The sequence below is a fragment of the Arthrobacter sp. LFS091 genome (assembly GCF_047977885.1).
In the GTDB taxonomy this organism is placed as follows: domain Bacteria; phylum Actinomycetota; class Actinomycetes; order Actinomycetales; family Micrococcaceae; genus Arthrobacter.
On the sequence record NZ_JBFPFP010000002.1, the window covers coordinates 502,827 to 514,650 of the forward strand.

Below are 11,824 nucleotides of genomic sequence, written 5' to 3' on the forward strand. Positions count from 1 at the left end.
GTAAGCCCCAAAGTCAGCTGGAAACCATGAGCTGCGCCAGGACCTGCGCCGGTTTGTTAGTGGTGATCTCATGGATGCCGAGACCTTGGCAAAGCGCTACATCCTTCTGGGAATCAACAGTCCACACCCGGAATACGCGGCCAGCCTCCAACCACCGCTGCACGTTGCGTGCATGCTCACGCACATAGTCGATTCCCGGGCCCGCGATTCCCGCCTGTCCCTCGTCCAGCACGCGCTCCGCTTCCTCCTGCATCGCCTTCATGACGTTGGCTACCGCCCCGCCGGTGAGGAAGCCCAGGCCCAGTTCCTCCCGGATTTCCTGGACCGTGTAGTCATCCACCAGTTGGCAGACATGCTGCGGGGGAACAGTCTCCAGCAACCGCTGTACAGAGTCCGAATCGAAGCTCATGAAGGAGACCTGGATGTTCTCCAGCCTGGACTCATCCGGTGTCCAGCCTTCCTCGGCCAACAGGGCCAGTACCCGGTCCTCAAGCTTCAGCCCGTAAGGACTTGGGTGCTTGAGTTCGATGGCCAAGCCGATGTCGCGGCCGGCCCCGCGGAGGATGTCCAACAGCTCCGGCAGCGTCAGGAATTGGTCGGCCACTCCCCCATAGGCTTCAGGGATGCGCGCACCCTTCCATGACGAGAAGTCCAGCTCACGGAGCTCTTCCAGGGTTTGCTCGGCTACGGGTCCTGTCCCCGTGGAGGTCCGGTCCAGGTTGGAGTCGTGCAACAACACCACGTGCTGATCCCGGGTGAGGTGCACATCGCACTCGACTCCGTCCGCCCCGTCGTCGATGGCCCTCAAATAGGCGGCCCTGGTGTGTTCGGCAAAGGCGGCACTGGAGCCACGGTGGGCGTAGACCTTGGGCCTTGCGGTGGCGAAGTCGTCGCTTGTCATGGAGATACGGTAGCCCACGCGGTTGTACGCACGGGGGCTACGCTGGGCTAATGCAGGTGAACTCTGAACAAATCCCAACTGAAGACGTCACCAACCCCCGTCCGGCGTCAGGTCCCGTAGCCGCCCCGGCAGGTCCCGCCGTCGTCGATCTTTCGGCGGGAGACCTGGAAAAAGCAGCCGCGCTTCGCCGGATGAAGCGGCTGGCGTTGGCCCTGCTGATCGGGATGGCCGTGATCTTCACGGTGGCATTCGCCTTCCAGAAGCAGTACCCGTGGCTTGAGTACGTTCGCGCAGCGGCCGAGGGTGGCATGGTTGGCGCGCTGGCTGACTGGTTCGCCGTCACGGCCCTGTTCAAGTACCCCATGGGTCTTAGGATCCCGCACACCGCCATCATCCCGCGGCGCAAGGACCAGATCGGCGAATCGCTCAGCGAGTTCGTGGAAAGCAACTTCCTGTCGCAGGAGGTTGTGCAGGAGAAGTTGGCGAGCATCGACATTGCCCGCAAGGCGGGGGCCTGGTTGTCCGGTCCGGGTGGTGCCGAACGCGTCGCGAAGGAAGGCGGTGCTGCGATCCGCGGCGTGTTCACCGTCCTTAATGACGACGACGTCCAAGCGGTCATCGAAGGCATGGTCCGCAAACACCTGCTCACCCCGCCATGGGGGCCGCCGGTGGGCCGGATGGCGGAGCGGATCTTCGCGGACGGCCACCACCACAAGTTGGTGGACCTGCTGGTGGACCGCGCAGCCGACTGGGTAGACGACAACCATGCAACGGTGAACCGGCTCGTTTCGGACCGCTCGCCGCTCTGGGTGCCAACATTCGTGGACGGCCTGGTTGGCGACCGCGTGCACGTGGAACTGTCCAAGTTCATGCGCGCCGTCCAGTCCGACCAGAACCACCAGGTGCGCCAATCCATCGACGCCTACCTCACCGAGCTCGCCCAGGACCTGCAGCACGATCCGGCCATGATTGAGCGCGCCGAAACCATCAAGGCCCAGATACTCGGCGATCCCGAGGTCCGCGAACTCGCCTCACGCACCTGGGGAACGGTGAAGACCGCACTGCTCAACGCCGTCGATGACCCCGACAGCGAACTGAGCCTGCGATTCAAAGGTGCCGTCCGGGACTTCGGCACGCGCCTGGTCAAGGATGAGGAACTGGCCGGCAAGGTCAACGCCTGGATTGGCGACGCGGCCGGATACCTGGTGAACACCTACCGCTCGGACATCGCCGGCGTCATCTCGGACACGGTAGCCCGTTGGGACGCGGAAGAAACCTCCCAGAAAATCGAGCTCCAGGTGGGCAAGGACCTTCAGTACATCCGCATCAACGGAACCGTGGTTGGCGCGCTGGCGGGCCTGGCTATCTTCACGGTTGCGCACCTGCTGTTCGGATAGGACGAGGGGCATCACCCGTCCCCAATAAGTGCACCATCTGGCCCGGCCTTGCCTGGCCGAGCAGGTCCAGGTCCTCGTCCCGGACCAGCGCGATCACGGGCGACTTTGCCGTTGCCGGGTGGCCGGCCAGGGCGATCACGGGAAGGCCCGACGGCGGCAGCAGGACCGAGCCGGTCCGCAGCGGCTGAGGTTGGCGTGCTGGAGTTGGGGCCGCCTCGAGTGGTCGCCCCACCAGCCGCGCCCCGGCCCTGTCCGACTCCGGCGAGAGAATCCACGGTTCGGTGGTTAACCTCAGCCACGAATCAGCGCCGAAATCAGGGGCCTGCGGGCCGCGGAAAACCCTGGCGACCACCGGACGTTCGGGATCCAGCGCACGGCGCGGGGGTTGTTGCATGTCCGGATAGGCCTGGCTGTTCGGACGGCCAAAGGTCAGGGCACCGCCAGCGCTCAACGGCTCGGCCTGAGGCGGAATGCCGCCGGGTACTGCCACGTAATATCGGATTCCGAAGAGCGCGGGCCCTACCTCAAGGACCGATCCCGGAGCCACCCGCACCGCTTTGTTAAGTGGCAGCTCGGAGCCGTTGAGGGTGATGATGCCTTCGGCGCCCGTGACTGACACTGCGGAGGCCGTGACGAAGCGGAGCCGGAGGCCACCGAGCAGGACCTCCAGGCCCCCGGCGTCGGCGCAGTTGCCCAGGAGGGCATTGGCCAGATGCATCGATGCGCGGTCCAAGGCCTGCTCCGGCTCCAGGGCCGAGGTCAAGGTCCCAGGGTCAACTACTACCGCACCCATTAATGCACTCCCCTACAAAGAACCGCACCGCAGGATCAGGCGAACGCCTCGACCTGCACGCCGGCTTGCTCCAGTCCCTCTCGAACGGCAGCGGCCATGCTGACGGCCCCTGGCGTGTCTCCGTGGATACACAGCGAATCCGCCTGCACGGGAACGACGGAACCGTCGATGGCCAGTACTTCCTTGCGCGTCGCCAAGCGCACGGCCTGAGCCACCACTGTGGCGGGGTCGTGGAGGACGGCGCCCTCCTGGGTGCGCGGTACCAAGGTGCCGTCCGGCAGGTAGGCCCGGTCCACGAACGCTTCGCGGAAGACCGGGTGACCGGCCTCATCAGCCAGTTTCAACCATGCCGACCCCGGCAGTCCCAACACGGGAAGGCCGGGATCGTAGGCATGAACAGCAGCCACCACGGCCTCTGCCTGCTCGGGATCCTGAACAATCCTGTTGTAGAGGGCGCCGTGCGGTTTGACGTAGTCCACCGAAGCGCCCACGGCGTGGGCCATCCCGTCCAGGGCGCCGAGTTGGTAGAGGACGTCCCCGAAGAGCTCATCAAAGGTCATGTCCAAGGAACGGCGTCCGAACCCAGCCAGGTCCCGGTAACCCACATGCGCGCCTACACGAACGTCCAATTCAAATGCTGCGCGGCAGCTGTCCAGCATGGTGAGCGGATCCCCGGCGTGGAAGCCGCACGCCACGTTGGCGCTGCTCACGATACGGAACATCGAGGCGTCATCGCCCATGGTCCAGGAGCCAAAGGACTCTCCCAGGTCAGCGTTCAGATCCACTGTTACCGCCTTCCAGCGTCGGGTTTTCGGTTGCGTTTACAGTCACGTTTTTGGGTGCGTTGGGCAAAAGTTCACCCGGCACTGTATCGGGCATCGCTCCGAAGGCTTCCTTGGCACTGGAGACCACGGCACGGCCCATCATCAGGTTGCCGGCACCGCCAACCACGGCCCCGATACCGAAGGGCAGGGCGCGTCCAATGAAAGCGCCGCCTTGTTTCTTCAGGAGGTTCTTCAGGAAGGCGCGCTGAATGGTGTCACGGATGACTCCGAATCCGCTGCCCGGAATCTTCTTGGTCAGGGTCTTGCCCCAGGCATTAGTGACGCCTTTACCGCGGCCCAGCGACTGCCCGCTCAGTGCGCCCAGCAGGGACGTGCCTTCCTCACCCAGCATGATGGCCATGACCATGGTCCGGGAACGTTCCGGGTCGGTGAGCCTGATGCCGTGGAGTTCGGCCAGGGACGACGCGTACAGGGCCGTGGTCTCCAGGAACCCAACGGTTGCCAGCGCGGAAAGGCCCAGCGATGCCGCGGTACCAATACCCGGCACGACGGCGGTCGCACCTACGGCGGCACCCCCGCCTGAGATGACGAGCAGGTAATGGTGCTCCAGTTTTGCCGCAAGCTGCGCTGGAGAATCATGGGGGTGCCGGCGTTGCAAGCGTCGAAGGTTGGCCAGGACGAGTGGCCGCTGGACCTCTACGGCTTTAAGCAGGACATTGTGGACACCGGGCTTGGGTTTGCCTTGGGCGTCGAAAACGGCGTTGTGTGCTGTTTCCTGGGCGATCTTCACCGCCGGGTTGGGGCGCTTGGGCATCTTTACCTCTCCTTGGCAGTCTGTTGTTTCACGGGGAACTGCTGGGTTCAGCCTATGCCACACCTTTGGATCACAAGGTCCCTGATCAGTGCTATGTGGACAGGATTCCGCGTAGGGCGGACGCCGCAGCGGACCACACCCGGGCGTAGACTGGGGGCACTCACGGAAGCAGTCCCAGCCAAGGACAGGAAGTATCCGTCATGAAGCCATCAGATGAGACCGAACATGTCATCCGGCACCACACCGACGCTCCGGCAGAGGGCGAGACGGAAGGCTGGGTCCCGCATGACACCGGCCTCCACAGCCAGGAACCGGCGGAAGGTCCCGACTTCGAGGACGACGCCCCCGCGGAGGGTTCCCCGTAACTGAGGTTCCTTTGCGAACCGGGCATGCCGGGTGCTTTATGCCGCCCTGCGTAAGCTGACCACAACCGCAGAAAGGACCCCTGAATGGCCGCTGGAACCAAGGACGATCCGTGGCAGCTGACCACCCCCCCGGGCTCGTCCGACTACGTCATGTACAAGGATGAGTCCGCGGACCCCCCGGCAATCGTCTGCCAAGTGGGCTCTACCAAGTTGCTGTACCAGCTCCGCGCCATCGAGGACCTGCACGCGTGGCTCGTGGAACAGGGCGACTGGGTCCCGCTGGGCGCCGCCGACGAAGGCAAGGACGCCGCCGAGGGAACGGTAGAGGCGTGGGGCCGCAGCGAAAGCAACCCCGTGGGCGGCTGGTACGGTCTCCGGAAGGGGTACCGGGGCCGGTTCGGTATGTACATGCCACCCCTGCTGGAAGCGCTGGGATTAGCCGAGCTTACCCATGAAAAGCGGAACAACGCCATGCGGGCGATCTCCACGTAACCGGACTGCGGTCAGCCGGGCACCCTGCCCGTAGTCTCCCTCACCACAAGGTGCGGTGTCCGCACCAGGTGGGCTGCCGACGTCGTACCCTCCAAACGGTCCACCGCGCGGTCTACGGCTGCGCGGGCCAACAAAGGCGCGTCCTGGCTGATCGAGGACAACTGGACATAGCTGAGCCGGGCGAATTGGCTGTCGTCGTAGCCGAGGACGGAGACGTCGTCCGGCACCCGGAGGCCAGCGGCGCGGAAACTCTCCCAGACACCCAGCGCACACCGGTCATTGAAAGCAACGACGGCGGTGGGCAAGTCCTGCTGCAGCTCACGGCCGGCGCTCAAACCGTCTTCTTCGGTGGGTCCCCCGGCGACGACGCGCGCATCCAAGCCACGTGAAGTCATCTCTGCCTGGAATGCTGCCCGTCGTTGTGCGCTGGACACTGCCTGGCCGCCATCCACGTGTGCGATCCGCCGATGCCCCAGCGAAACCAGGTGCTCCACGGCCAGGTGGATCCCGGCATGGTCATCGCTGCTCACTGAGTCCAAGGAGTCGCCAACGTCGTCGCGGAGAAGGCTGATGACGGGCAAGCGGGCTGCGTATCCGGCCAGTTCCTCCGGCGGGAGGGACGGGGAAATCATGATCAGTGCCTCGCAGCCGAGGTCCAGCAGGGATTCCACTGCCCGCGCTTCCGGTCGGCCACTGGCCACCGCGCTGAGCGCGATGTCGTATCCGCGTGTCATCGCTCCGGCATAGGCGGCGTCCACGATCTCGGCATGGAAGGCCTGTGCGGTGGAAAAGCTGAGGCCAAGGAGCCTGGTGCGGCTGCTTCGGAGGAGTCGGGCGCGGCTGTCGGGCCGGTAGCCGAGTTCCCTTGCGGCCGCTTGGACTTTCAGCCGGGTCGCTTCAGAAGCACCCGGGGCGTCCCGCATGACGATGGAAACCAAGGCCCTGGATACACCTGCGGCTTCAGCCACGTCCATCAAAGTGGGACGTTTCCCGGTCATGGCTCTCCTCTGCTCGGAGCCAGTCTATAGAACGTTCTACAGGCGAATAGATGTGTGCGCTCACAAATCCGGTCGTGCGGCCGGCCGCGACTCAGACGACCGACCGCACTAGCCCGGTTTCATGCAGCGACGGCGCCCCGGGTGGGCCCCAGAACCCACCACACCCATCGCTGCCAACTCGTCAATGAACCGCGACGCGGCCGAAAAGGGCAACGGCGCAGTACACAGCTCAAAGACATGGGCACTGGATATGTGCCCTGACCTGCGGAAACGTGACGCGGGGTTGCCAAGAAGTTTTTTGAACGTCACTCAGGGCATGGCATTGCCCGGTCGCCGAGCCAAAGGCCCCCCGAAAAGGGCATCACTTTTCGGGTGGCCGGAGCACTCCTAAGTACCCGGATAATAAGCAACCACCGTGCAGGAGCAAGATGTGAAATCAACCAAAGGGCTGGCCGTACCATTCGTCCCCTCGTTCGCGGACGCGCCGGACATCCACCTGCTGTTCATGGCGGCACTGGTCCTGTTGGCCGGGCGGGCCGGAGGGTGCGCCGTGCTGCTGCTCCTGCTGATGGCACCCCTGGCGAAGCTGGCGCTGGACCACATCCGCCCATCGCGCCAGGTCGCCCCCGAGCCGAAGCTCTCGACGCCGGGACTCCAGGCTGGTGTCCCGCACAACCCGGCGCAGATTCCGCTGGACAGCCCAAGACCCTCGAACTAGAACGATCTAGACGAGCAGGCTGAAAGCGTGCCATCATGGGCGTACTAGAACGATCTAGACATCCATTCAAGGAGCCCCAATGACGTACCTTCAGCACCCGGTCGCCGATGACCGGCCCGTCCGCATCGCAGTCATCGGGGCGGGGTGGATCGGCAACTTCCACGCTGAATCCATTGCACTCCGCCTCCCCAACGCCCGGCTGGAAGCCATCGCCGATCCCGTACAGCCCGCCCTGGAGGCCCTCGCGAGCCGGCTGGGCGTGGCGAAAATCAGCACCGATGCATCTGATGTCCTGAACGACCCCGACGTGGACGCGGTCCTGATCGCTGCTCCCCTGCGCTTCCACTCGGAACTGATCACCGCAGCGGCCAAGGCAGGCAAGGATGTCTTCTGCGAGAAGCCGGGCGGCCGGACCGTTGAGGAACTCGACGCCGCCATCGCAGCAGCGGAAGAGGCCGGCGTCGTCCTCCGCTTTGGCTTCAACCGCCGCTACTCTGCCGACTTTGCGGCAGCGCGGAAGCTCATCGACCAGGGCATCGTCGGCGTGCCGCAGCTTCTCCGCTCCCTCACCCGCGACCCCGGGACCGAAGCCGGAATCGGCAACCCGGAGCGAATCGCGCCCGGCACCATCTTCCTTGAGACGCTGATCCACGACTTCGACACCCTGAACTGGCTGAACCCCGGCGCCGTTCCAGTCAAGGTCCACGCGGTCGCAGACGCCCTGGTAGCTCCCGAGGCCAAAGCCGGCGGCCTCCTGGATACCGCCGTAGTGACGGTGACTTACAGCAACGGTGCCATCGCGGTGGCCGAGGCCAACTTCAACGCGCTGTACGGCTATGACGTCCGCGGCGAAGTTTTCGGCTCGGCGGGCATGGTCACGGCAGGCAGCCCGCAGTCCACCAATGCCACGAGCTACACGGCGGCGGGCATCACCTCGGAAACCACCCGCTTGAACATCGACCTCTTCCATGACGCCTACACGGAGGAGCTGGCACACTTCGCGGACGACGTCGCCGCGCGTCGCGGTTCCACAGACAAACGTCCGACGGCGGCCCCGCCGCGTACCGCTGTTGCCGCGCCGGGTGGAGCAGACGCCCGGAACGCCCTGGCTGTGGCATTGGCCGCGTTCAGGTCCGCAGAGTCGGGGTTGCCGGTAGCGGTGGCAGACATCGCGGAGCTTCGCCCGGCCGAGGCGGAGCCCCGGGGTGCGGCCGTGGTGCAGGAGGTCGGAGCGTGACCTTCCGGCTGGCCGTCTGCGCAGAGATGGTCTACGGCGAACTGCCGTTGATCGAACGTGTTCGCCGCATCCACGATCAGGGCTTCGAGGTTGAGCTCTGGGACACCCGCGGCAGGGACATCGCGGCCCTCGCCGCCACCGGAGCAAGGTTCTCGTCCATGAGCGGCTATTTCGGCGGCAGCCTGACCGACTCCGCCACTGCACACGAGGTCCTTGCGTCGGCTGAGAAGCTGATCCCCACAGCCTTGGAACTTGGTGTTGAGCGGATGGTGGTCCATCCCGCGGAGCTTGGTGAGGGTGGTCGTGCGGTGAGGCCGACACATCGGGCTACGGGCGGGATGTGGTTGACCGGACTCCGCACCTTGGAACAGTTGGGGCATCTGGGTGCCCAGCATGGGGTCGTCTTCGCGCTGGAGAACCTGAACACCATCCTCGACCACCCGGGCATTCCCTTGGCCCGCGCGAAGGACACCCTGGCACTGGTCCAAGCCGTCGACCACCCCAACGTGAGGATGATGCTGGACCTCTACCACGCACAGATTGGCGAGGGTAACCTGATCGAGCTCGTCCGCGCGGCCCAGCCGTTCACGGGCGAAATCCAGGTGGCCGATGTACCCGGGCGCTTCGAACCGGGCACCGGCGAGATCAACTACTCCGCGGTTGCCAGGGCACTGGCGGACGTCGGATACAACGGGGTGATCGGGCTGGAAGCGGGTGCTGTTGGCGGTCAATCGATCGAAGCCGGGGATGCTGCACTGGCCGCCTTCCGCGCAGCATTCACTCCCAACTGAGCCTCAGTTCAGGTCGTTTTGAAATGCCTCAAAACGACCTGAACTGTTACTCGCCTTGGCGGGAACCACGACCGATAGGCGCGGTAATCAGCCGGCCTTCCCGGACAGCGCAACGAGCACACCGGCGGTGGCGAAGAATTTGTTGCTGCCAAAGTCACGAACAGTCTTGATTCCCAGCTGGGCGAGCAACTCGTCGTGTTTATCTGTAAGGCCGGCGAGTGCGGACGGCGGAGCGGCAAGGATTTCGTCCAGGGTGGAATTCTCGTAGGCCTTATCGAGTGCTTTGCCCAATTCAACAGAAACAGCCAACGTATTTCCTTTCATTGATACGGAAAATAACGCGAACGTGCCGTGCAGCCATGACACATAAATAAGCAACCTTTGATTACTGCCATCACAAAACAATTAGTCGGGTTACTCAAGATCAAGATAGCCCACAATGGCGACAATTGGGACACCCTTTCTGACGGCAAATCAGTAAGGATGCTTACTATAGGCTTCATGGGTGCATTCCGCCGGCTGGACGGGAAGGTAGTTGAGCCAGGCATGGGCTACAGGTTCGTCCCCTGAAACGTTCCCGCTAAACGAAAGCCGCCCGCCGTCGTTACGGCGCTTTAGAGGTTCTCGATCAGCGAGACGTCGCGGACGGCTCCCTTGTCTGCCGAAAGCGCCATGGCTGCGTAGGCCCGCAAGGCCGGCGAGACCTGGCGGTCCCTGTTCTTGGGCTTGAAGCCGCCGTTGACCAGGAGCTTTTCGCGGCGCTCGGCCAGGATCTCATCGGAGACCTTCAGCTGGAGGGAACGCTGCGTGATGTCGATGCTGATGATGTCGCCGTTTTCCACCAGCGCGATGTCGCCACCGGAGGCGGCCTCGGGGGAAATGTGCCCGATGGACAAACCGGAGGTTCCGCCGGAGAAGCGGCCGTCAGTGATGAGTGCGCACTTCTTGCCCAGGCCGCGGCCCTTGAGGAAGGAGGTCGGGTAGAGCATTTCCTGCATGCCCGGACCACCGCGGGGGCCTTCGTAGCGGATCACCACCACGTCGCCTTCCTTGACCGACTTGTTCAGGATCATTTCCACGGCTTCGTCCTGCGATTCGCAGACGATCGCGGGTCCCTCGAACTTCCAGATGGACTCGTCCACGCCTGCGGTCTTCACCACGGCACCGTCCACGGCAATGTTGCCGCGCAGCACTGCCAGGCCACCGTCCTTTGAGAAGGCGTGCTCCACCGAGCGGATGCAGCCACCTTCGGCGTCCGTGTCAAGGGAGGTCCACACGTTCGACTGCGAGAAAGCCAAGGAGGAGCGGACGCCACCTGGCGCCGCGTGCCACAGGGCCTTGGCTTCTTCCGTTGCCTTGCCGCCGCGGACATCCCAATCGTCCAGCCAACCGTCGAGGTCGTTGGAGTGCACGGAGTGGACGTTCTTGTGCAGGAGGCCGCCGCGGTTCAGCTCGCCCAGCAGCGCAGGGATGCCGCCGGCGCGGTGCACGTCTTCCATGTAGTAGGTCTTGTTCCCGGCAACGTTCGGGGCAACCTTGGCCAGGCAGGGAACCTGGCGGGACTTGGCGTCCATCTCGGCCAGGCCGTAGTCCACGCCCGCTTCCTGGGCAGCGGCCAGCAGGTGGAGGATGGTGTTGGTGGAGCCGCCCATGGAGATGTCCAGGGCCATGGCGTTGTCGAAGGCTTCAGCGGTGGCGATGCTGCGCGGCAGCACGGACTCGTCGTCGCCGTCGTAGTAGCGCTTCACCAGCTCAACAATCGTGGAACCGGCCTTCTCATACAGCGCCTTGCGTGCCGTGTGGGTTGCCAGCACGGAGCCGTTGCCCGGGAGGGCCAGCCCGATGGCCTCGGCCAGGCAGTTCATGGAGTTCGCAGTGAACATGCCGGAGCAGGAACCGCAGGTGGGGCAGGCATTCTCTTCGATCAGGTTGATGTCCTCATCGGAGATGGACTCGTCCACGGCGTCGGAGATGGCGTTCACCAGGTCAAGGGAGCGCACGGAGCCGTCGGTCAGGGTCACGCGGCCGGCCTCCATGGGACCGCCGGAAACAAACACCACGGGGATGTTCAAGCGCAGTGCTGCCATGAGCATGCCCGGCGTGATCTTGTCGCAGTTGGAAATGCACACCAGGGCGTCGGCGCAGTGGGCGTTGACCATGTACTCCACGGAATCGGCAATGAGATCCCGGGACGGCAGGGAGTAGAGCATGCCGGAGTGGCCCATGGCGATTCCGTCATCCACGGCGATGGTGTTGAATTCGCGCGGCACGGCACCGGCGGCGAGGATCGCGTCAGACACGATCCGGCCCACGGGCGCCAGGTGGGTGTGGCCGGGGACGAACTCGGTGAAGGAGTTGGCCACCGCGATGATCGGCTTGCCGATGTCCGTGTTGGCAACACCGGAGGCACGCAGCAGTGCGCGGGCTCCAGCCATGTTGCGGCCGTGGGTGACAGTTCTTGAGCGTAGTGCAGGCATAGGTACCATCCTGCTGATTTTCTACAGCAGGCGGAAGACGGTGCTGCTACTAGTAC

Annotated in this window: 13 protein-coding genes; 6 read left to right on the forward strand and 7 right to left on the reverse strand. The window is 64.4% G+C overall.

The window, feature by feature from the left end; translation table 11 throughout:
- Positions 1 to 13: 13 nt before the first annotated feature.
- Positions 14 to 901 carry a glycerophosphodiester phosphodiesterase gene (locus tag ACNQOP_RS05160; RefSeq protein ID WP_416403552.1) on the reverse strand — a complete coding sequence of 296 codons (888 nt, stop codon included), beginning with the start codon at positions 899 to 901 and terminating at the stop codon, positions 14 to 16.
- Between the two features lie 50 nt (positions 902 to 951).
- On the opposite strand from ACNQOP_RS05160, the gene ACNQOP_RS05165 reads away from it, so the two are divergent.
- Entirely contained in the window at positions 952 to 2,298 is a 1,347-nt protein-coding gene (locus ACNQOP_RS05165) for a DUF445 domain-containing protein (RefSeq protein ID WP_416403553.1), read from the forward strand.
- Here the strand turns inward: ACNQOP_RS05165 and ACNQOP_RS05170 are convergent.
- The 3 genes from ACNQOP_RS05170 to ACNQOP_RS05180 are packed head-to-tail and all read right to left on the reverse strand — an operon-like array spanning position 2,270 to position 4,690.
- Complete coding sequence (locus ACNQOP_RS05170; protein ID WP_416403554.1) at positions 2,270 to 3,091, reverse strand: allophanate hydrolase; 822 nt, start codon at positions 3,089 to 3,091, stop codon at positions 2,270 to 2,272. The genes ACNQOP_RS05165 and ACNQOP_RS05170 overlap by 29 nt on opposite strands.
- Positions 3,092 to 3,126: 35 nt before the next feature.
- Positions 3,127 to 3,876: a LamB/YcsF family protein gene (locus tag ACNQOP_RS05175; RefSeq protein ID WP_284985141.1), complete on the reverse strand. Its 750-nt coding sequence runs from the start codon at positions 3,874 to 3,876 to the stop codon at positions 3,127 to 3,129.
- Positions 3,860 to 4,690, reverse strand: a complete 831-nt coding sequence (locus tag ACNQOP_RS05180; RefSeq protein ID WP_416403555.1) for a hypothetical protein — start codon at positions 4,688 to 4,690, stop codon at positions 3,860 to 3,862. Before ACNQOP_RS05180 ends, ACNQOP_RS05175 begins: the two co-directional genes overlap by 17 nt.
- A gap of 200 nt (positions 4,691 to 4,890) precedes the next feature.
- Between ACNQOP_RS05180 and ACNQOP_RS05185 the strand changes: the two genes are divergently transcribed.
- Together ACNQOP_RS05185 and ACNQOP_RS05190 are read left to right on the forward strand one after the other, a co-directional pair.
- Positions 4,891 to 5,055: a hypothetical protein gene (locus ACNQOP_RS05185; RefSeq protein ID WP_257370178.1), complete on the forward strand. Its 165-nt coding sequence runs from the start codon at positions 4,891 to 4,893 to the stop codon at positions 5,053 to 5,055.
- 84 nt (positions 5,056 to 5,139) lie between these two features.
- A complete protein-coding gene (locus ACNQOP_RS05190) occupies positions 5,140 to 5,547 on the forward strand; it encodes a DUF6855 family protein (RefSeq protein WP_257370179.1) in 408 nt (135 codons plus the stop codon).
- Between the two features lie 11 nt (positions 5,548 to 5,558).
- Here the strand turns inward: ACNQOP_RS05190 and ACNQOP_RS05195 are convergent, their stop codons facing one another.
- Complete coding sequence (locus ACNQOP_RS05195; protein ID WP_416403556.1) at positions 5,559 to 6,545, reverse strand: LacI family DNA-binding transcriptional regulator; 987 nt, start codon at positions 6,543 to 6,545, stop codon at positions 5,559 to 5,561.
- Positions 6,546 to 6,975: 430 nt separating this feature from the next.
- Here ACNQOP_RS05195 and ACNQOP_RS05200 point away from each other — a divergent pair, with 430 nt between their 5' ends.
- From ACNQOP_RS05200 to ACNQOP_RS05210, 3 genes are all read left to right on the forward strand, one after another.
- Entirely contained in the window at positions 6,976 to 7,263 is a 288-nt protein-coding gene (locus ACNQOP_RS05200; RefSeq protein ID WP_416403557.1) for a hypothetical protein, read from the forward strand.
- A gap of 79 nt (positions 7,264 to 7,342) precedes the next feature.
- Positions 7,343 to 8,500, forward strand: a complete 1,158-nt coding sequence (locus ACNQOP_RS05205) for a Gfo/Idh/MocA family oxidoreductase (protein WP_416403558.1) — start codon at positions 7,343 to 7,345, stop codon at positions 8,498 to 8,500.
- Positions 8,497 to 9,291: a TIM barrel protein gene (locus tag ACNQOP_RS05210; RefSeq protein WP_416403559.1), complete on the forward strand. Its 795-nt coding sequence runs from the start codon at positions 8,497 to 8,499 to the stop codon at positions 9,289 to 9,291. The genes ACNQOP_RS05205 and ACNQOP_RS05210 overlap by 4 nt, the downstream gene beginning before the upstream one ends.
- 87 nt (positions 9,292 to 9,378) lie before the next feature.
- Here ACNQOP_RS05210 and ACNQOP_RS05215 read toward each other — a convergent pair whose 3' ends face one another.
- Both ACNQOP_RS05215 and ilvD read right to left on the reverse strand, forming a co-directional pair.
- Positions 9,379 to 9,600 (reverse strand): hypothetical protein, encoded by a 222-nt coding sequence (locus ACNQOP_RS05215; protein WP_416403560.1) that lies wholly within the window; start codon positions 9,598 to 9,600, stop codon positions 9,379 to 9,381.
- 305 nt (positions 9,601 to 9,905) lie between these two features.
- Positions 9,906 to 11,768, reverse strand: coding sequence for a dihydroxy-acid dehydratase (gene ilvD, locus ACNQOP_RS05220; RefSeq protein ID WP_235520209.1), 1,863 nt, complete (start codon positions 11,766 to 11,768; stop codon positions 9,906 to 9,908).
- Positions 11,769 to 11,824: the final 56 nt, after the last annotated feature.